The 20,388-nt window shown below is 51.9% G+C and carries 21 protein-coding genes and 2 rRNA genes; 4 read left to right on the top strand and 19 right to left on the bottom strand.

The features are described from left to right. Positions 1-29 precede the first annotated feature (29 nt). Positions 30-1,151, bottom strand: a complete 1,122-nt coding sequence (locus FPZ45_RS16135) for a deoxyribonuclease IV (protein ID WP_144703950.1) — start codon at positions 1,149-1,151, stop codon at positions 30-32. Between the two features lie 192 nt (positions 1,152-1,343). Here FPZ45_RS16135 and FPZ45_RS16130 point away from each other — a divergent pair, with 192 nt between their 5' ends. The 3 genes from FPZ45_RS16130 to FPZ45_RS16120 all read left to right on the top strand — a co-directional run bounded on the left by FPZ45_RS16130 (position 1,344) and on the right by FPZ45_RS16120 (position 3,204). Continuing rightward, a complete protein-coding gene (locus tag FPZ45_RS16130; protein ID WP_144703947.1) occupies positions 1,344-1,778 on the top strand; it encodes a DUF2621 family protein in 435 nt (144 codons plus the stop codon). 82 nt (positions 1,779-1,860) lie between these two features. Next, a complete protein-coding gene (locus FPZ45_RS16125) occupies positions 1,861-2,277 on the top strand; it encodes a hypothetical protein (protein ID WP_144703944.1) in 417 nt (138 codons plus the stop codon). A 21-nt stretch (positions 2,278-2,298) separates the two neighbouring features. Next, positions 2,299-3,204 (top strand): TIGR01777 family oxidoreductase, encoded by a 906-nt coding sequence (locus FPZ45_RS16120; protein ID WP_144703941.1) that lies wholly within the window; start codon positions 2,299-2,301, stop codon positions 3,202-3,204. Between the two features lie 20 nt (positions 3,205-3,224). Here FPZ45_RS16120 and FPZ45_RS16115 read toward each other — a convergent pair whose 3' ends face one another. From FPZ45_RS16115 to FPZ45_RS16065, 11 genes are all read right to left on the bottom strand, one after another. Then, the gene (locus FPZ45_RS16115; protein ID WP_144703938.1) at positions 3,225-4,781 is read right to left on the bottom strand and encodes a DUF6382 and FHA domain-containing protein; all 1,557 of its coding nucleotides are present in this window, start codon (positions 4,779-4,781) and stop codon (positions 3,225-3,227) included. 6 nt (positions 4,782-4,787) lie between these two features. Continuing rightward, positions 4,788-5,273, bottom strand: coding sequence for an A24 family peptidase (locus tag FPZ45_RS16110; RefSeq protein WP_186438422.1), 486 nt, complete (start codon positions 5,271-5,273; stop codon positions 4,788-4,790). After that, positions 5,270-6,241: a TadE family protein gene (locus FPZ45_RS16105; RefSeq protein WP_186438421.1), complete on the bottom strand. Its 972-nt coding sequence runs from the start codon at positions 6,239-6,241 to the stop codon at positions 5,270-5,272. Before FPZ45_RS16105 ends, FPZ45_RS16110 begins: the two co-directional genes overlap by 4 nt. Continuing rightward, positions 6,216-8,456 carry a hypothetical protein gene (locus FPZ45_RS16100; RefSeq protein ID WP_144703930.1) on the bottom strand — a complete coding sequence of 747 codons (2,241 nt, stop codon included), beginning with the start codon at positions 8,454-8,456 and terminating at the stop codon, positions 6,216-6,218. The genes FPZ45_RS16105 and FPZ45_RS16100 overlap by 26 nt, the downstream gene beginning before the upstream one ends. 26 nt (positions 8,457-8,482) lie before the next feature. Further along, positions 8,483-9,145, bottom strand: a complete 663-nt coding sequence (locus FPZ45_RS16095; RefSeq protein WP_144703927.1) for a pilus assembly protein — start codon at positions 9,143-9,145, stop codon at positions 8,483-8,485. 33 nt (positions 9,146-9,178) lie between these two features. After that, complete coding sequence (locus FPZ45_RS16090) at positions 9,179-9,379, bottom strand: Flp1 family type IVb pilin (RefSeq protein WP_144703924.1); 201 nt, start codon at positions 9,377-9,379, stop codon at positions 9,179-9,181. Between the two features lie 34 nt (positions 9,380-9,413). Then, positions 9,414-10,256 (bottom strand): type II secretion system F family protein, encoded by an 843-nt coding sequence (locus tag FPZ45_RS16085; RefSeq protein ID WP_144703921.1) that lies wholly within the window; start codon positions 10,254-10,256, stop codon positions 9,414-9,416. Continuing rightward, positions 10,253-10,993, bottom strand: a complete 741-nt coding sequence (locus tag FPZ45_RS16080) for a type II secretion system F family protein (protein ID WP_144703918.1) — start codon at positions 10,991-10,993, stop codon at positions 10,253-10,255. Before FPZ45_RS16080 ends, FPZ45_RS16085 begins: the two co-directional genes overlap by 4 nt. Then, positions 10,990-12,231 carry a TadA family conjugal transfer-associated ATPase gene (locus tag FPZ45_RS16075; RefSeq protein ID WP_144703915.1) on the bottom strand — a complete coding sequence of 414 codons (1,242 nt, stop codon included), beginning with the start codon at positions 12,229-12,231 and terminating at the stop codon, positions 10,990-10,992. Before FPZ45_RS16075 ends, FPZ45_RS16080 begins: the two co-directional genes overlap by 4 nt. Then, positions 12,194-13,339 carry a CpaE/TadZ family protein gene (locus FPZ45_RS16070; protein WP_144703912.1) on the bottom strand — a complete coding sequence of 382 codons (1,146 nt, stop codon included), beginning with the start codon at positions 13,337-13,339 and terminating at the stop codon, positions 12,194-12,196. Before FPZ45_RS16070 ends, FPZ45_RS16075 begins: the two co-directional genes overlap by 38 nt. Before the next feature lie 373 nt (positions 13,340-13,712). After that, positions 13,713-14,300, bottom strand: coding sequence for a guanylate kinase (locus FPZ45_RS16065; RefSeq protein ID WP_144704327.1), 588 nt, complete (start codon positions 14,298-14,300; stop codon positions 13,713-13,715). Between the two features lie 212 nt (positions 14,301-14,512). Here FPZ45_RS16065 and FPZ45_RS16060 point away from each other — a divergent pair, with 212 nt between their 5' ends. Beyond that, complete coding sequence (locus FPZ45_RS16060; protein ID WP_144703909.1) at positions 14,513-15,034, top strand: C40 family peptidase; 522 nt, start codon at positions 14,513-14,515, stop codon at positions 15,032-15,034. Between the two features lie 44 nt (positions 15,035-15,078). Here the strand turns inward: FPZ45_RS16060 and FPZ45_RS16055 are convergent, their stop codons facing one another. From FPZ45_RS16055 to FPZ45_RS25550, 7 genes are all read right to left on the bottom strand, one after another. Then, positions 15,079-16,008 carry an SPFH domain-containing protein gene (locus FPZ45_RS16055; RefSeq protein ID WP_144703906.1) on the bottom strand — a complete coding sequence of 310 codons (930 nt, stop codon included), beginning with the start codon at positions 16,006-16,008 and terminating at the stop codon, positions 15,079-15,081. Continuing rightward, complete coding sequence (locus tag FPZ45_RS16050; protein ID WP_144703903.1) at positions 16,005-16,442, bottom strand: NfeD family protein; 438 nt, start codon at positions 16,440-16,442, stop codon at positions 16,005-16,007. The genes FPZ45_RS16055 and FPZ45_RS16050 overlap by 4 nt, the downstream gene beginning before the upstream one ends. 131 nt (positions 16,443-16,573) lie before the next feature. Beyond that, positions 16,574-17,998, bottom strand: a complete 1,425-nt coding sequence (locus FPZ45_RS16045) for an ABC transporter substrate-binding protein (RefSeq protein ID WP_186438420.1) — start codon at positions 17,996-17,998, stop codon at positions 16,574-16,576. 185 nt (positions 17,999-18,183) lie between these two features. Beyond that, positions 18,184-18,945 carry a polysaccharide deacetylase family protein gene (locus FPZ45_RS16040; RefSeq protein WP_144703897.1) on the bottom strand — a complete coding sequence of 254 codons (762 nt, stop codon included), beginning with the start codon at positions 18,943-18,945 and terminating at the stop codon, positions 18,184-18,186. Positions 18,946-19,023: 78 nt separating this feature from the next. Further along, complete coding sequence (locus FPZ45_RS16035; protein ID WP_144703894.1) at positions 19,024-19,896, bottom strand: YitT family protein; 873 nt, start codon at positions 19,894-19,896, stop codon at positions 19,024-19,026. 169 nt (positions 19,897-20,065) lie between these two features. Next, positions 20,066-20,182: ribosomal RNA gene (rrf, locus tag FPZ45_RS16030) — 5S ribosomal RNA — on the bottom strand. Between the two features lie 105 nt (positions 20,183-20,287). Then, positions 20,288-20,388 (bottom strand): 23S ribosomal RNA (locus FPZ45_RS25550); the annotation flags it as partial.

Raw genomic sequence — 20,388 nt, 5'->3', positions numbered from 1 at the left:
TTATCGTAGCTTCGTTAATCGCATTATAATTATTGATTGGACAACCATTCCTCGCCAGCCAGATAACCGAGCAGACGATGGTTGATCGCTTCCTCGCTGTACTCCTCCGGCAACACTTGATTCTCCATCAACATGTCGTACAGCCGTTCCATCGGTTCGCGCGGATCGGCTTTCCGGGCTTTCGCGTCGGACTTCAACAGTTCCCAAGTATTGAGAACGTACAAACGGGAATCGATGCCGACCTTATCGAAGAAATGATGCAGACGCTCTACGTCTACCATGAACTCGCCGCCGAACCGCTCTTCGGTATCGCCCCGCAGCATCGCGATTTCCGCCTCGTACATCGGACGCTCGTTTTTCCCGATCCACGGCGTCTCGAGAATAAAAGGCTTGCCCTTAAGCAAATCATGGCCGACTACTCCAGCGATACCCTCGTATCCGATCCAGCCCGAACCGATCGGAGCATGGCGGTCTTTGGCCGCGCCCAGCGGATTTTTGCTGTCGTTGACGTGAACGACCGCGATCCGATTCAGTCCGACGATTTCGTCGAACTTGCGCAAAACGCCATCCACGTCTCCGACGATATCGTATCCCGCGTCGTGAATATGGCACGTATCCATGCAGACCGTTAGACGCTCGTTCATCCGAACCCGCTCGATGATTTGCGCAAGCTCCTCGAAAGAACGGCCGACTTCCGTGCCTTTGCCCGCCATCGTCTCGAGCGCAATGTTCACGTCCGTCTCCTTGGTTCCTTCCAATACTTCGTTCAGCCCTTCGGCAATGCGCGCGACACCGTATTCGGCGTCTTTCTCCGTATAAGCGCCGGGATGCAGAACGATATTTTTCACGCCGATCTTATGGGTCCGACGAATCTCCTCTTGAAGGAATTCGACAGCTAGCCGAAAAGTATCTTCCTTATAAGAACCGAGATTGACAATATAGGGGGCATGCACGACGATCTCGCCGATGTTACCTTCCGCCATTGCTTCCTTGCCCTGTGGGATGTATAGATCCTCGATCGGTTTTCTGCGGGTATTCTGCGGGGCTCCCGTGTAGATCATAAACGTACTCGATCCGTATGAAATCGCCTCTTTGGTAGCCGTCAGCAAACCCTTGTCCGAAAAAGAAACATGCGATCCGATTTTTAACATATTACTGCTCCTCTCTCGCCTTTCGATCCGTCCTTCCGCAGCTAGCGGAGGCCTATTCTCGCAATTATTTCACTATTGTATCGCGAACGTCGAAATAAATCTAGAAACGAGGCGTTTTTCGTAAGCCGGGCACGGATATTCGGTCGCATCGCTTCGGGAAATGAGCTATAATTTCAGAATGAGGTGAACATTATGGGATCGACGCCAACTTGGTTTATTTATTTTATCGGATTTTGGACGGTTGTCCTCGTGTTGTCCATGAGCGTGGGCGGCTTTTTCATGTTCCGCAAATTCCTGAAGGTGCTCCCGCAAAAAGACGGGAAATCCAAGCTCGATTGGCAAAATTATTGGGTGGAACGCAGCCGGGACCTGTGGACGGATGAGTCTAAAGAGATGCTGAAAACATTAGTGTCTCCGGTGCCGACCCCTTTTCGGGACATCGCCAGCCATTCCATCGCCGCCAAGATCGGACAACTCGCGGTAGAGAGCGGCGCCAAAGAAGTGACGAAAGAACATTGCATTGAAGGCTATATCCGGGCGACTCCGGCTCGCGACCATCGCAGTCTGGTTAGCTTTCTGGAGAAAAACCAGATCGATTATTCCGCCTATAACCACCTTCTGAAATAATCGAAACGCAAAGCGAACGACCGAAAAACGAAACCTTTGCGGCTGGAGATCGTCTAACCTCTATAGGAGGTGCAAGACACATATGAAAAAACATAAGAAAACCGCTTTGGCCATGAGCGCTGCATTGCTGACCTTGGCATTAATGGGAACCGCCTGCAGCAGCAATAACAACAATGCGAACACTTCGCCGTCGGCCAGCCCTTCCTCTTCCGCAAGCCCTTCCGCCAGCATCACGCCGGATTCGGCTAACGAAACACCTGACGCTTCTCCCGAGCTGATCTCAGCTACCGGAAAATACGTCGGCCTGCAAGATAGCCACGCGATCGAGATCGAGACCGAACAAGGATCGGAAGGTTTCCAAGTCAGCGCTGAAATTGCCGATAAGGTAGATTCGTGGGAAGAGAACACTCCCGTCAAATTCGAATATAAAGTCGAAACGATAGATGCGAACGGATCGCAAATCGAGCAGAAGACGATCATAACGATCGACAAAGAATAGCGACGAGGGAGGACAAGCCTTATGCGCTTGTTGCTGTGCGGCGGTACGGGGTTTATCGGAAAAGCATTAACGCACGCTCTGTTATCCCGCGGGGACGAAGTATGGATCGTGACGAGAAACAAACCTTCCCCCGTGCTGCACGACAGCACCCTCCCCCATCCGCGGTACGTGACCTGGCAGGAATGGGATGTCGATCCGGACCGTTTGTCCGGATTCGACGGTATCGTGAACCTGACTGGAGAATCCATCAACCAGAGATGGACCGCTAAGGCGAAGGAACGGATCGTGCAATCACGCATCGAGGCCGCAACCCGGATCGCGGAACATCTCAAGCGTATGAGGTTCCCGCCCGACGTCGTGATTAACGCCTCCGGAATTTCATTGTACGGCCATTCGGGGGATGAAATCTTCGACGAATCCTCCCCGACCAAACCTGCCGATTTCCTAGGCTCTACAGTTGTCCGATGGGAAGAAGCGGCAGACTGCATTCCGGCCAATAGGATCGTCAAGCTGAGAATTGGTCTGGTCTGCGCCCGACAAGGCGGCGCTTTCCCGCTTATTCGGCTGCCCTACCGCTTATTTGTCGGGGGTCGCATCGGCGACGGCAAGCAAGGGCTGCCATGGATTCATCTTCAGGACATGGTATCGTTGATTCTGTTCTGCCTGGATACTCCCAGCATATCGGGAGCCGTCAATGCGGTAGCTCCCGACCCAGTTTCCAATGACGCGTTCGGAAGAATGTTGGGCAAAGCGATGAAACGTCCGCATTGGTTTCCCGTTCCGGGATTCATGCTTCGATCGGCTCTCGGAGAAATGAGTACGCTCGTGCTTACCGGACAGAAGGCAATGCCTCACAAATTGCTCGATCACGGATTTCAATTCACGTTTCCTAAATTGGAAGAAGCCCTGCGGGATTTAACCCGCTAGGGCTTCTTTTCCGTTTAAGTTCATCCTCCTGCATGTTGGAATTGATATTGCGATTGAGCAAGCGTCAAGCAATCTCCCGTCTGCAATGCATAGAGTTCATACGGGGCCATCGGCTTGTCGTTAAGTCTCGTGCCGTTGCGGGATCCGAGGTCCTTCACCTTCCATTGCTCCGACACCCGCACGAATTCAAGATGAGCGCGAGAAATTCCCGCCGAATCGTCTACATGCTGCGCAACATCCGCCGATCTGCCGATGACGAGCGAGCTGCCTTGCAAAGGAATTCGGCGCGAGTTGCTTTCTGTCTTCCACACTAAACAATAAGCTTGCTGATTCGAAGAATGTCCTTGATCTAGCAAAGCCGTTTGATCATGCGATGATGATGAGATCCATGACGTTTCCTCTAACATCCGTTCCCGCCCATGGAGACCGGCATCCTCCTCACGTGCTTCGGATCTGCGTAGAGCAGGAAACCTAGCATATTCCGAACTTTCGTCATTACTATCATACCGTACACGAGAATGCGACTGAAAAGCTTCTTCGATCTCCCGAATATTCGGATCAACCGACGAATCTCCACGTCCTGCCCTTTTTCGATGCGGAGGGCCGTTCCATAGCATCAGCGCTACCGCGCTAACGATCAACGTCAAACAAAGGCAAAACAATAACATTTGCTGGCTCGGATGGCCTAAATAAATAAACTTCCATGACAAGGCGATGGAGAATACGGCTATACAAGCAACGACGATTCTCCATCTCCCGATGTCCAGCTTCCCCGGCTCGTTACCGTCGCGTTTTCCCGAATCCGCATTGCTAACCACATTGGAATTAACCTTCAGGGGATCCCGATCGTCTCCCCACAATTCCGACACCGGCTGCAAATCCCCCGAGTCCGGTTGCAGCAAGTCCCAAGGACGGGAGGTTTTCGGCGAGCTCGGCTTATCCTGCGTCATGGGGGTAACCACAGGCGAAAAAGAAACCGGGATATTCCGAGGCGCCGCCTTTCCCCCTCCGCTCGACTCTGCCAAATACTGCTTGGCGTATTGGCTTAATACGGACGGTATGAACCCTTCGCTCGCAACAAGCCGCAATATTTGCTGCAACGCTTGACCATCCGGCTCGTTCACCCTCATCATCCATCTGACGATTAGTCGTTCCAGATCATCCGGCCTATGCATGGAAGGCATGTCGATCGGCAAATAAACAAACTTTAGATCGTGCCAATGCTCTCCGACAAAAATATACTCGTCATGCAAGCGGATGCGGTCGGCGTCGAGCAAATACAATCTGCACTCTTCCATCGCTTCCGCAAGCTTGCATATCGCCCCCGCCATTTCCGCCATCGACCAACGAGTCGCCCGCATCGCTTCCGACAACATACGGGTCCCGGACAACAAATATCGCAAGGAAACTTGTCCGTCGTACTCTTCGATTTCCATTGGAAGGAGCCCCGGAATTTCGCATTCCTTCAACATGCGCAACTGCGTCTCGTTCAGATCTTCCCTAGTGAGCGGAGGATCGCGTTCCACGACCATGTAATGGCCTCTCCGCTGCTCGAAGCGGACTGTTAATGGATCCATATCGCTTTATCCTTTCCCCAATAAGATCATAAAACCTGGAGCGACCGCCAGCATAAAAGGAAATTTCACGCTTCTTCCGCCTTCCGACGGATGAGTTCCCCAAGGCCATCGCAACTTTATACCGAGCGTTCGCGCTCCCGGCAGCCTCATGGCAAGAAGCGCGCAAGCTATACCTCCCGCTAACAAAATCGATACGACGAGCAATTGAAACGTTAGCGATGGTCCCGTCCATACGCCGAACGCGCCAAACCACTTGACGTCCCCCCCGCCGATCCCGCCAAAACGATTCATGATGTAAAGCGGAATCATTCCGCTTAACGCTCCTGCTAACGCCCATCCTCCGCCTTGAATGCCATGGAAAACAAGCTGATAGAGAATTCCTCCTCCGGCGAACGACAGCGTCAGTCCATTGGGGATACGCATTTTCCGTAAATCCGTCCAACATGCGGCCGCAAGCAGTACGCATATACATCCCCATACCCCTGCATTCACGGTTCTCCCACCTCCGTTGCGGTTCCGTTTTTCCCCACGACCTCGAATGACTGTTCCCATGTTCCTCCTTCGCCGTTCGACACTTTCCAATTCCAATAACCCGGCGTCGTCCTACCCGATACGTGCCAGGTCCACGATATCAGCCCCGACTCGTCGGCAACGGCACTGCCCAGATGTTTCGCCTGGCTTAAGCCGCTCTTGTACAAAATAGACAAGTCGACGGTCGTCCCCGGCTCCGTACGGATGACAAGCGTAGCCTTACGCCCCGGCTTGACCGGATTCGGCTCCAAGGAAACGAAAGAGACCAGAAACTGCTTCTCGCCCTCCTCTTTCATCTGCCTGGATGCAGACGGGCTTCCGCCGATCCATACCCGCTCTCTTGCCGATTCCTTGAGCACGAGTCTGCGGCCAAGAAAAGGAACCCTCATCGGAAGCGCGTATTCCGCTTCGACTGTCAAATAGGCTTTGGCCCGATCGTCTACGTCGGGCAGCCCCACGGAAGTCATCGTTAATCTTGATTTGTCCAGAACGCGTTCGTCCAAGAACTGCTCTACCAGTTGCCCGAACGCTAATCTTGCGGCATGCTGTTCCAATGAGAACGTCATGTTGCTCGCCTGCCCGGCCCATTCGCTCATAGGCGAAGGAAACCAGGTTCCGTATTTCCCGATCGTATCCGCTGCGTTAAACCACTTCCCGTTCCATTGCTCGATCTTCCGATTGATCTCGGATCCTCTGGCTTGGTCGGTAGCCAAAGCGATCGGATACCATGCAGAAGCCGCTTGCCTGACCGTCTGGGATAGCGCTCCGTGCAAAGCCATGGAAATGACGGCCGTACGCACCATGAAAATGAGAAAGATGACGAGAAGCAGAAAGATCGGCATCACGAGAGCCGTCTCGAGCGTAACGCTTCCGATCTCGCAGGTGTTCGGCCGCTCTCGTCTTTTATTGATAGGAACTATCCGCAACATATGTCGCCTCATATCGGTTCCCCTTTACCGTTCCTCCCAGATTCCCGAAACGACCCATGATTTTCAAAAGGCCAGGGAAGAACCATAATCTGACCGAAGCTGTCCCTTCGCCGCTTGCATAGGTGTACGCTCCGCTAAAATCTAGACCGGAAGCATGCTCCATCACAGCAATCGTTCTGGACATCTGACTGCCCGTACCTCCGTGAATGAGAAGAAATAGCCGCAAATAGTCCGTATATATCGTATCGACTTTGATATATTTCGAGAGCTGAACCCTCCCGGTGTTTAATAAGGCGTTCATATCCAGCATCGCTTTCGAGATGCCGTAAACCAGCGCGGCGGCTAGAACGAGGAGGGGGTGCCCCATCGACCTGCATTCGATGAGTCCCTCCATTGTTCGAATCGCTAACCGAAAAGCGAATATTTCTCCATATGCCGCCGCGATGTTGCCTGCCGGATTGTTTATTCCGTACAGCACGTATTCCGTCTCCTGGTCATGAATATTCAGCGATACGTCTCCCCCGCCGATCATATGTTTGACGGAAGGAGGATCGAAACGCGACAATCTGCCGATCGCATATTCGGAATAGTAAAGCTGATCCCTTGCCCCTATCAATGCTCCTTGCAGCAGATCCATTAACCCGTTCGAAGACGCCATCGCTTCGTCTCTTCCCTCGGAAGGATCGTCGCTCCTAGCAGCCCTCTTCGGTTCTTCTTCTGTTTTATTCCATTCCCGGTTAGCGATATATCGAGCATTCGTCTCGTTAAAGCTTGTTTTCTCCTCTTCCGACCCGGATACTCCCGCTAAGGAACCAAGGAATTTGGCCGCCCCGGACCATTCGGACTTCGCCTTTTGTTCTTCTTGTTTACGTTCGCTATCGTAGGAACGATAGGACTCGAAAATGGCTTGTCTCTCTCGAATGATCCTACCGTTCCCGCCATAGTCTCCGATAAATTCGGTAAGGGCGCTTTTAATTCGCGACTCTCCTTCGCCGAGCGACGGGCCCATTCCAGTCGATCCCGGTATGGAACCGACTAGAGATGCGAACGAGGACGCTTCACCTGCCAAGCTTAATCCTTGCGCATGCTGCCGATGGATCTCCGCATCGTACTCTCGGAAAAACGCCTGATCCATCACGAGATCTTCCGCCGCTCTGCGAAGCTCCTCCATCGTTCGAAGGCGATCTTTATCCTCCGGTTCCCCGATCGTATCTTCGACAGACGAAGCAGGTTGCGATCTGGCCATATCGATAATGGCGATCATTTCGTCATTTGCTTGTATTGCCTTTAGCAGAGAGGCCGCCGCTTCCGTGATGAAGCTTTCGGTTGCCGATCGCGCAGAGGAAGCAGCTTTGCTTAAGGAAGCCGATGCCGCGGCGGCGCTGGATTCGTAAGCAGCGACTTCGGCTTCGTAACGCGGTCCCTCAGGCCGATCCTTTTCGATTTCTTCCGTATCTTCTCCATTTTCCACGCGTTTCTCCCGATTTTCCTCCCATCTTCTGAGCGACTCCCTTCTCGATTCGTTGTCGAGTCTTTTCGTCACGTAATCCTCATACCCCCCGATTAACCCGCTAGCGGAGCCGACCGCGGAATCTAGCAATTGCCCAATCTTCCCTCCCTGTTCACGTTGCTCGCCGAATACTTTATCCAGTGCCTCTTCCCGGCGGTCGTATGACTTGCGCATTTTCTCCAGAAGGTCGACGGTTTTCGCCGCCTCTTTCATAGAACCCGACAAGCCTCGAAACCGGGTCGCCACTTCCAATGCAAGATCGATCGGCGCTTTGTATTTCATCTCTTCGAGAATTTGTCTGCGAAATACGTCATGCGCGGCCAACGGGCGGCTTTCGGTCACTTCCGCTCCCTCCCAGCGGGTATCCAGGAACGCGAAAGTTCCTTCTCCCGGAAGAGCAGAATTCCCTTCGAGCGAAGCTTTGAACACTTCGTTCGCTTGCTCGCCTCCTCGGATGAATAAGCCGTATCGCGCATAGATCAGCGGGTCGAATGAGGAAAGCGTCGAGCGGACTCCCGACTTGACCGACAGTTCGGCTTGTTTACGAAACGCGGCTATACGCGCGAAATCAATAAGCAACGCCGTGATCAGTAAAAATGCGGCTGTTGCGGCAATAAAGTAGACCGTGACGGACCCTTGCGTCCAGGATTCGCTAGACTGTCTCGAACGGAGAGGAACCCCTCCTGTTTTGCGTGAACCCCCCACCTCATCTCCTCCTCAACCGAGTTCATTCACATTTTGCGCTTGCTCAGCACGTCGGCCGCTTCCGCGCGATATTTCTCTGCCCCCTCCGAGTACCTGCTCATTTTGGCGGCATAATAACGAATGAGATCGAAGGTGCGAAGAAACTCCGCAGGTTCGACGACAAGTGCCGATACCTCAGCCTCCGCGGCACCGCCGCCGCGAAGCCTGACTAGCGGTTCGGCAAGCCAGACGCTTGCAAGTCCCGCCCGTATCTCCCGCTTAATCCCGATATTTCGGTAGCTTATCTCCCCGCTTCCGACGCGATGCGATCCTGCCGTCGCGGAGGCGACGCGAACAAGCTTGCTCGCCGCGGAAGATCCCTCGCTTCCCTGCATGTCCGGATAAACCTCGACTGAGGTTTCCCCGCCCCCCGTCGCCAAACCGAACAATCCTTGGACGAGACGGTCGTCGGTCAACCTCCAATACAATCCGTCGTATTGACCCTGAGGATACGCGCCTGTCGAAACTTTCTTAAAGGAATTGGACCAATTAAACGCGGCTCTTTCCGTCATGATTGACGAGCTATAATAAAGCAAAGTCCCTTGAGCGATATACAAAGCGAAAAACAATAAAAGAAACGTCATCATAAGCACCCACGGCAACAGCATAGAAGCTTCTAGCGTAAAGGATCCCGTTGTGTCTTGCCGCATACTTTTGCCGCATCTTCTTGTCGCTCCCGCCATTTACTTAAACACGTCTTCCGATTTTTTCTCGACGTTGTTCATCAACGTTTCCAGAAACGCGATAATCTCTCTTCTGAACACGAGCACGACGGCGATCAACACGGCTACGATAAGCACGAGCTCAAGCGTTCCGATTCCCTCTTCATCGTCTCGCAGGGAGCGAACGGCATTTACGGCGTACAAATACAATGAACTTAACATTTCCATCATCCTTTCGAGAGTTGTCTCGGATTTATTACATCATGAATATCGCAGGCGTTCCGACTAACACCATGATCAGCAGAAACACGACGGTCAAAGGAAAGGCCAGCCTTGAAGAAGCCTGCTCGCCGAGCGTTCTGGCGATCGCTTTTCTTTTCTCCCACATTTGCCGCGTCAGCTCCCGCAAAGCGGGGACAAAAGCATCTCCTCCCCTTCGCGCGTTAATCAGTACGGTCGTCGCGAACAGCTTCACTTCCGGCACGGCGCATCTTCTCCCCATTTCCTCGAGCGCTGCGGCCAATGTTTCCCCCCGCTTCATGCTCTCGATCGCGGCTCTTAACTCCACATATAAGGGATTCGTCTCGTCCCGCTTCTGTTCAGCAGCCTTTGCCAATGCGCGCATGACGTTCTCGCCCGCATTAACCATTAGAAGCAGCTTGCTTAACAGCTCGGGAAGCTCCATTACAATGCTCTGACGCCTCTTGCTTACCTTCCCGAACAGCTCCTTGATCCGCAAAGCGGGAAGGCATCCCGACAGAATTGCCCCAAGTACCCATAAACCGGGCGTATTCGTCAGAAGAGCGAGCAGCCCCATTCCCGTCAAGGCGGCATAAGCCGTTCCGATACTTTCCGCCGCCCAGTCGGCGAGTCTTTCGCGAGAACAGACACCCCCATTCAATATGGACAGGGATATCCTTGTCTTGTTTAACAAAGGATTCAATTTCGACCACACGGGCGGATAATTCACAAGCGGAACGAACGGTTCGACTTGAAGCCTGAACTTGCCTTTCTTTCGTTCTCTAAGTGCAAGGGCGACGAGCGCGGTATATATCGCCAAATCGCCTATGCCGGCAACCGCCATTGCCCATCCGCTCATATTCGGATATCCATAATTCTCATCATCCACCAACAACAGAGCGTTAACAGCGCCAAACAAACGGTCAACACAACGATCCCCATCCCTTCGCGCATAGGTTGCATATAATCGGCCGCCATAAATCCGAGTATGCCGACGAACGCGAACGGCATCCCCATCATGAGCTTCGATTCGAATTTTTTTTGGGCGACAAGCACGGATACTTCAAGCTCGACTTCCAGCTTCTCGGAAATCAATTGGGACGTCCTTCTCACGACTTCGACCAAGTCACCCCCCGCTCTCTTGCAGATCGTGATCGCCTCGGTGAAATTCCTCACCTCCTCCAATCCGGAACGCCCGGCGAAATCCTGCAAAGCGGTCTCAAGCTGCTCCCCGTTCCGAAGCCGATTGGAGATCGCCCTCAATTCCTTGATCAAGTCGGAATCCGAATCCCCGATGAGCAAAACCAAATCGTTCTCGAGCGCCATAAAAGCGTTCTCTACCGATCTTCCGGCGGATAACAGCGAAGTCAGCGCCTGCAGAGCGTCCTTGAACTGCTGCCGCAACTTCTCTATGCGCTTCCGGCATAAGTTCCCGGCGTACATACGCGGGTACAAAATACCTAGCGGCGAGGCAATCGCAGCCATGACCGGTTGACGGTAGACGATCCATATCGCCGCGTAGCAAAATACGCAGCCCATGACAATCGCCAAAGCTCTTTCTTTCGCGCTTAATCGGTACGCGGAATACTCCGTCACTCGCCCTCCCTCCCCAATAAGCCGGAATCCCGCAGTTTTTCCGTATTCATTAACGGTTCTACTCGCCGTAAACGGCCGACGATCTTGCCGCCGCGTTCTCCTTCCTCCTCGAAACGAAATAACGTATGCAACTCGACTTCGCCATCCCGAACTCCCTTTACCTCGCAGATTTCCGTCACCCGTCGCGAAGAGTCCCGGAATCGACTCAGATGAATGATCATATCGAGAGCCGATGCGATCTGTTTACGGACGACCGGAACAGGCAAATCCGCTCCTCCTAGCACCATCGTTTCCAATCTGGAGATCATATCCCTAGCGCCGTTGGCGTGTCCGGTAGATAAGGAACCTTCATGTCCCGTGTTCATGGCCTGCAGCATATCCAACGCCTCGGCGCCCCTCACTTCGCCGACGATAATGCGGTTAGGTCTCATCCTTAACGAAGCCCGAATAAGATCGCGAATGGCAATTTGACCTTTTCCTTCGCTATTCGCATTCCGAGTCTCCAGAGAAACCAGATTGGCTATGCCCCGGAGCTGCAATTCGGCAGCATCCTCGATCGTAATGACGCGTTCGGCGGAAGGGATCCACTGGGAAAGCGCGTTAAGGAAAGTCGTCTTGCCCGACCCGGTCCCGCCGCTGATAAACAAATTGTATTTCGCAGTGACCATATCGCGTAGAAAATCGGCGGCTTCTTGCGAGATCGCTTCCTTGGCGATTAATTGCTCGATCCCTAGCGGATGTTGCGGGAACCGGCGAATCGTTACGGTCGGTCCTTTTAACGCGATCGGCGGCAGCACGACATGAACCCGCGAGCCGTCAGGTAGACGCGCGTCGACGATCGGGGAAGCTTCGTTAACGATCCTGTTCACTCGTCCGACTATGCTTTGTATCAGATTTTCCAACCTCTCGCTGCTCTCGAAACCCAGATTAACGGATTTCAATTTGCCGCCTTTCTCGATAAAAATCTCTTGGTACGAGTTGATCATAATTTCCGTGATCTCCGGATCTTCAAGCAAAGGCTGCAATGCGTCCAGGCCGCGGAAGGAGTGAAATAGTCTCATGACCGCCGATCTCCGCTCCCCAGCCGTCATGCGGCGAATCCGCTCTCTCCCGAATAGCTCGCTCTCGATTAGCTGCAGCAGCTCCTCGTCCGAAACCGAGCTGTCCCAGGATAAACGCGCCCGCACGGCTTCCCTTAACTCAGCCAACTCCTCCGCTTCGAGTCCGCTCGTTCTCATATCCTCCCTCCCTTCTTCGTCTCCCTCCGTTCGTTGTTCCGTCCGAACCGGCGAATCCGACTAGCAATTCCCCAACCGCCCCGGCGAACGCCGGCACGGAGAGCAATCTGCCCGGTTGATCAACTGTTTTCCATTGCGGAATGTACGGAAGCAGGATGGGCTCGGAAGCTGCCGGCATCTCCAAGCGATTCACGAACCTATTGCCATTGGATTTGTTCATCACGATAGCGAACTTGTACATCTTATCTGCAAAATACTCATGCCAATACCGAAGCAGCTTTTCGGTTTTTCGCAAATTCTGGACATCGTCCAGGGTTAGCCATAACACTCTATCGCTTATTTCGAGCAGCCGCCGATGCCATTCGTCGGCGCCGGAATCCGGATCGATCACGATCAGATCGTATCGACCCAGGCTCTTGAGCTTGCGAAGGAATTCCTCCGTTAATTCCGGGGTTAGCGCCAGCCTCTCGCCCGGATGCTCGGGCGCGTCGATATAATCGGCGCGCAATTGCGGCTGATGCCGGATAGCCCGCTTCGCCAATTCGTCCCATTGCTCGGGATGCGTCTGAAGTGTATACAACAGTCTGGATAAACTGTCTGGTTCGCCCTTCCCGAATAGAAGAGCTGTCGCATTTAACGATTCCAGATTGAAATAAAACACGCGCAATCCACGTTCTCCGGCTTGTCTCGCGAGATTCAAGGCGACCGTCGTCTTGCCGGTTCCGCCGGATGCCGAGAATACCGTCCATGTTTGGCAGCCCTCCGCCGAGACGGCGGCCTCCAATCCAATGGCGCCGCGAATAGAGGATAAAATCGTCGGCAACGGCTGGTACTGGCCGATCTCGATCCAATGCTCACCGACCGAGCTATTCCCATCCACCAGTGCAACGATCTTGCCCGCCTTGCCGCACATCTGCATGACCTGGCCGAGCAGTTCCGGCTGTCCGATCAACAAATCGATCTTTCCGTTTCCTTGCAGTTCTCTTCGCAAGGCGCTGTCGTGCGTATATGCCGCGATATCCCAACCCGGCTCTTCTTCCCGCAAGTACTCGGCCAGCTTAGCCGCATACTCGCGCTGAACCACCGCCAGCACCACTCGCTTGACCATCCTCTATCGCCTCCCCTTCCGGAAACACAAAAAACCGCAAACCCCGACGTGTTAATGTCGAAATTTGCGGTGCTTCCGCTTTACGTGATTGATTTGTAACGATACAGTACCATGAATTTACACGACCGTCAACGGGATCTTTCTATCAAGTGCTCATGCCCACTCGATCGTCTGAAATGTGTTCGTCTCGGCCAGCTCGTTCGCCTTCAAGCACCCCGTAACTCCGCCAGCCAAGTTACTTCTTAAGGAACGATACTAATAACAAGGCGCAGGGCATCCATTCGCGAATACCTCAAACTTCGCAATATAATCAAAAAAGAGACCGCAACCCCGAATCGCCTTCGGGAATTGCGGTCCCCGTCTGATAACAATATTAGTCCTTATCGACCAAGTCGCGCTGCAAGTAATTCTCCAACGTATTCGTAATCTCATAGGTCGTCTGTGCCAAATCGTAATTCTCGAACGCATGCTCGCAAAAGCCGCGATATTCCATTTCAGTATCGTAGTGTCCCAGGTGCTGGGAGATCACGTCATCGGGCAAACCGAGCTTTCGCTGACGCTCTTCTACCGTGCGCCGGTCGGCATAGAGAAACAATCGGACAACCTTGTCGCCGTAAATTTTCTTCAGAATGGTAGCGCCTTCACGATTAAGGATCAAATAAGCCGAATCATGCTTTTCCAGCATACTCTCGACATCCAGGCTGCGAATGCCGTACAGATTCCCGTCGATCTCGACGCTTTCGAGAAATTCTCCGTGGCTCTCCATCTCCCGATAGGAATCATGCGAGATAAAGCGATAATCCTGCCCGTTCACTTCACCCGGCCTGGGCTGCCGCGTAACGTAAGATACGATCTTCTCCATGCCAAAGGTGTGGCCTACCGCTTCCGCAACCGATTTCCGACCGGAACCGTCAGGTCCCGTAAAGACGAAAAGCCAACTCCGATCCTTCAGTTCGTACATCCGCACAAGCACCCTCTCCCTTATGAAATGAATGATTAATATCAGAATTATCCGATAACTATAGATTATAGAAGAAGATGGGCATAACCGTCAATCAGCTGCCCTCTGGGCCACATATTCCCAATATTAAGATGGCCTTATATTCTCCAATTGGGGACAAGCAGCATGTTATACTTCCTTCTGTCATCAAGCCAATTAACAGGAGGGTATATATGAATATTGTAAAACATCTCAAAAAGTTGATTATAGGTACGGCATGTTTCGCGGTCATCATCGTTGGTGCAGGTATCTCCGGTACGCAGCAGTCCGCTTACGCGGCAACCACGACCGCTTCCGCTAGCAAAACATCGGCACAGAAAGCCGATTCGATTGTCGCATTAGCCAAGCAACTTAAAGGGAAGGTTAAATATAAATTCGGCCAGAACAATCCAAGCAAGCTGATCTTCGACTGCTCTTCCTTCACGAAGTACGTGTTCGGCAAGCAAGGCGTCAACTTGACATGGGGCTCCCAAGCACAAAGCAAGCAAGGCAAATTCGTCTCCAAAAGTAATCTGAAAAAAGGCGATCTGGTCTTCTTCAGCGTATCGACGCCGGGCAAAGTCAACCACGTTGGCATCTATATCGGCAATGGCCAGTTCATTCACAATACGATCGGCAGTAGCTTTAATGGTATTTTGATCAGCGACCTAAGTAAATATTCCAAGCGTTACATCACGGCTCGCCGCGTGCTGTAAGGAATCGCGGGAGCCCTCTCTACCGAGGGGGCTCCTTTTTTACGTTATTCAGACGATTTCTTCTTGAACGCCTCGCCAATCGCGCCGATGCTTCCGAGCGTATCCGCCGCGCTGACCGGCAAAAATACTTTGTTAGCCGGCCCTTTGGCGATGTGCCCCAGTGCCTCGAACGAATAATAAGCCAGCACGTTCTCGTCTAGTCCGGCGGATCTGAGCAACTCGATCCTAACCTTCTCGGCTTCGGCAACCGCTTGAATGGCCTTGGCCTGACCAAGCGCCTCCAGCTCCTGCGCGTGCCGCAATCCTTCGGCCTGGCGAATTCGCGCCTCTTTCTCGCCTTCCGACTTTAAGATTTTGCTTTGCTTATCCCCTTCGGAGCGAAGGATCAAATCCTGCTTGGCCGCTTCCGCCTCCAGCACAATTGCCCGCTTGTTCCTCTCCGCCTTCATTTGCTTATCCATCGCTTCCTGGATATCGGAAGGAGGCTTGATATCCAATACTTCGACCCGTTCGATTCGCACTCCCCACTTCTCCGTAGCCTCATCCAATGCCAACCGGATATTAGACGATATTCTTTCTCTGCCGGATAGCGTTTCATCGAGTTCCATGTTCCCGATAATCTGGCGCAGCGTCGCTGTCGTAATATTGCGAACGCCGTATACGTAATCCGAAATTCCGTATGTAGCATGCTCGGGCGCAACAATTTGATAAAAGATGATCGTGTCGATCTGTACCTGCACATTGTCCTTCGTAATGACGGTCTGCGGCGGCACGTTCGCTTGCTGAATCCGGAGATCGTGGAAAATACGGACGTTGTCGATAAACGGCACGAGAATATTCACTCCGGGCGTTAACAGGCGATGATACTTGCCAAGCCGCTCCACGACGCCGACACGCTGTTGAGGGATGATCTTGACCGACAGGATGACAACAAGCACGATCACGATGACAATTAAAGCCACGATATAAATCATTCCGTTTTGCCTCCCCACTTCTGGACTTCCAACACCGTCGTTCTCCGCCCGATGACCCTTACGTGTTCATCTTTCGGCAACGCCTCTTGCGATACGGCGCTCCAAGTTTCGCTGCCGATCTTCACGATTCCAGGACTCTCGGGAGAAATCGCTTCCATAACAATACCCGCCTTGCCGACAAAATCTTCGTAAACATCACGATATCCTTTCGATTTTCTGAAGTGCCGGGTTAACGATTTCGTGTAAATCGTCAGAACAAGCGCCGCAAGTCCCCCCGCTAACGCTTGAATCAGATAGGCCTCCGGCGCGATTAGCGCGACGATGGCGGCGACGATCGCGCCCACGCCAAGCCAGAGCAAATAAAACGTAAGCGTCAACAGCTCTGCGATTAGCAGAGTTCCCCCTACGATCAGCCATATTCCCCACCAATCCATCAGCCGCCCTCCTCTCCCGCTTCTTACATATTTACGATCGTCCGACGCCGATATGACTGCGAATCGACGAAAAGGCCCCCCTTGGATGTGCAAACATCCGCGGAGAGCCTCTATCGTCGTATTATCTTGGATTATTCGTTGCTCGCTGAAGGGGAAGCTTCATCCTTCTCGGCCTCTTGCCTTGATTTGACAAGCTCCTCTTGCCCCTTCTGTTGGATCGCCTTAAGCGCTTCTTCCACCGACTCCTTGTCTGCTAGGACGGCGTCGACCTCCTGCTTCACGACTCCGGAGAACGCCCCGAAAAATTTACTTGGCGCTTTCATATACTCGCTGTTCGTGTTCGCTTTCGGCTCGAGCTTATAGAACGGCTCCATGCTCCTGCCGTCCTTATCCGGATTGTGCTTCGTCCGACTCATCAAATTGCCGTAACTGGATTTCGACTTCAGCTTGGCAAATCCGTCGCTGTTAATGTATTTCACGAACTCCCATGCGGCGCGCGGACTAGCGGAGTTTGCGTTAACGGCGAAAATATTGCCTAGGCTGAAGTAGCTGCTCTGCGTCCGGTTGTTCGGATCAACTGGCGCCGTTACGATATCCCAATTCACGGGAGTAACATCCTTCAACTGATCTTTCGCTTGAGTAATCTGCTGAACCGCGTAACTATGCTTAAACGACATAGCCGAACGGCCCATAATAAACAGATCTTTCTTGAAGTAATCCTCCATCGATGAAAACGCGCCATTTCTATCTTCCTCAGTCGGAATATATATTGATCCTGACTTCGCGGCGTCTATCGTCGACTGGAATATTTTTTTCCACGAATCCGTGTTGATGTTCAATTCCGTTGCGTCCGAATTCAGAATTCTAAGGTCCTGACCCGATCCAATCGTTTGGATCAGGTTATCGATGGACATATAGCTGTCCATCGTCAAACCGTAAATTCTTTTGTCCTTATCACCATCTGTCGGGAATCGCTTAGCCAACTCAAAAACTTCTTCCCAGCTCATCGAATCGCGCGGCAATTCTACGCCGTACTTTTTGAACATGTCGACATTGTAATAAAGAGCCTGGCTTGAGAAATCCGGCGACAGTCCGTACAGCTTACCGCCTCCTTGCTCCCTCAGAAGCTTAAGGATGGCTGGATGGATGCCTTCCAAATCAAACTTGTCCTGTTCGATAACCGCTTCAAGGGGGAACAGCTGCCCATTCTGCGCGTATTTCTCGTAATCGGATCCCTGCAGAAGCAAAACGTCCGGTTTGTTATCCTCGATGAACTTATCGAATCTTTTATCCATCGGTTCCGACGAATCGCCGTTATAGATCGATTGCATGTTTACCACTTCGATCTCGATGTTCGGGAATTGAGTCGCGAACATATTGCCGTATTCCTGGAAAAAATAATTGCTGTCCCAGAACATAATTTTGATTTTAACTTCGTCGTCTTTTCCTATCTCTTCCAGCTGCTCTACTTTTTTGGACCCGCCGCCACCGCCGCAGCCGCTGAGCAATGCCAGCAAAACCGCTAAGGCCATAATGGTTGATAAAGTTTTCCGCAAATTAATGAGCCCCCTATGTATAATATGAACATAACGATTCATTTCCATTTTACAGTAAAATCATTAATAATTTCTTAAATTTTTCTGATGTTCCATAAATACTGTAAGAAATTGATATTAAATATCAAAAAAACCCATCTCTGCTAAGAGACGGGTTTCGATATAAGCCGGTTTTCCTTTCGGGATCAATGCTGCGGCTTGCCTAGGAGCGAATTCGATTTCTTGTGCTGGATTAACATTGATACCGTGACCATCTGATACCCGCGCCTCTTCAGCTCGGGAAGGATCGTTTTCAGAGCCTGTACCGTTTGGCTGGAACCTTCGACATGATCATGGAACAAAATGATGTCTCCATTGCGAACGTTCTTCAATACTTTGTTGATAATCTTGTTCGTTCCGGGCGAGCTCCAATCCTTCGTATCCTGATGCCATGACCATAACACCATCTTGTATCCTTTTTCCCGCGCGATCTGAATGACCGAATCGTTAAAAAAACCGCCCGGCGGCCTGAACCATGGGGAATGCTTGCCCGTAAGACTAACGATCTTCTCCTCCGTCTTCGAGAGTTCCTCCAGAAGCTTCTCCCTGGTGACGCGATGATTTAAATACAGATGACTGTATGTATGATTCGCGACTTCATGCCCTTCCGCAGCTTCGCGCTTCACGACTTCCGGAAATCGGTCCATACGTTTGCCGATGACGAAAAAGGTGGACTTCGCCTCATACTCGTTAAGCAAATCCAGAATTTGCGGAGTCGTAACGGGATTGGGGCCATCATCGAACGTCAGCGCGATCATTTTTTCCTGCATAGGGACTTCCCACACGACCTCTTCGCGTTCTTCGTAATAAGCTCGCGTTTTTCTGACCGGCTGTCCCTGAAAACCGCAGGTGACGACGATGATCGACAAACACATACCGATGAGTGCCGGCACTTTTAATCTGAACATGATTTCCCTCCGCTCCTGCGCGCTTCTCAGGATAGTATGGAGGTTTACACCGATATTTATTAGCTTGTTTTTCCCAGATTAATGAATACTTTTTTTCTCGATATTTCCCCCGAGAACGTCGGCCACGTTCGATATGGAGATAAACGCCTTCGGATCAATCTCATGCACGACCGCCTTCAGTTTAGCGACCTCTAGCCGAGTCACTACGCAATAGATCATCTGCGTATCCTCTTTCGTATACCCGCCTTTGGCGTAGATCAGTGTCGTATTTCTTCCTAATCTATCCATGATCGCCTCTGAGATTTCTTCGTGTTCGCCCGAGATGATCGTAGCCGACTTCGATTCGTCCAAGCCTTCCACGACGATGTCCATTACCTTGGCCGCGATATAGAACGTAAAGATGGAGTACATGGCCGAATCGGCTCCAAACACGAAACCCGCGATGATAAAAATAAAGATGTTAAAGAACATAATAATCTGTCCGACGGGTAACCGCATTTTCTTAGACAGCAAGATCGCCACGATCTCGGAGCCATCGAGCGCGCCGCCGAAACGGATCACCAATCCGACGCCAAGACCTAGAATAAGACCTCCGTATAACACGGCCAATATCTTTTCGTTGGTGAACGGCTCGACGTGATGAAGGAGTGCGGTCGTAACCGACATAACGGCGACTCCATATAAAGTCGATATCGCAAAGGTCTTGCCGATCTGTTTATAACCAATAAGCAAGAATGGAAGGTTGATCAGAAATATAAATACGCCTAGCGCAATGGGCGTCACTTTGGATAAAACGATGGAAATCCCGGTAATTCCGCCGTCGATGACTTCATTCGGCACCAGGAAAACTTCAAGAGCGACCCCCATTAACACCGCTCCGAGCGTGATGAAAATAAACTTGATGAGATAATCCGTGAACTTCAGTTTTCTGTGTTGTTTGTTTCTGGGCATAGATAGTCTCCTTCTGCTGAGTGTCGGTTTTCAAATCCGTATTCATTTATTATAACGCAATCGCTTGTCGAGACAAAAAAAATGAGCGACTTTTTTTCCCAATTTGCTGCAGCAACAAAAAAAGGTCTTGCTGTTAGCAAGACCTTTAATGCAGATATGAATCTGTCCAGCCTGGCGACGTCCTACTCTCCCAGGACCCTGCGGTCCAAGTACCATTGGCGCTGGAGGGCTTAACGGTCGTGTTCGGGATGGGTACGCGTGGAACCCCTCCGCCGTCATCACCAGACCAGATCATTCATTTCAAGGACTTGCGCCTTGAAAACCGGATACGAAACAAAAGTGTAGAGCGAAAGAAAGGTGAAGTATCATTTGTCTTACTGGGCCAACCTGTTAGGATAAGCCCTCGACCGATTAGTACTCGTCAGCTCCACACGTTACCGCGCTTCCACCCCGAGCCTATCAACCTGGTGTTCTTCCAGGGGTCTTACGAAT

The organism is Cohnella terricola (assembly GCF_007786475.1).
GTDB classification, from domain to species: domain Bacteria; phylum Bacillota; class Bacilli; order Paenibacillales; family Paenibacillaceae; genus Cohnella; species Cohnella terricola.
Note: the sequence above shows the minus strand (reverse complement) of the source record. Positions and strands in the feature narration are given on the sequence as shown.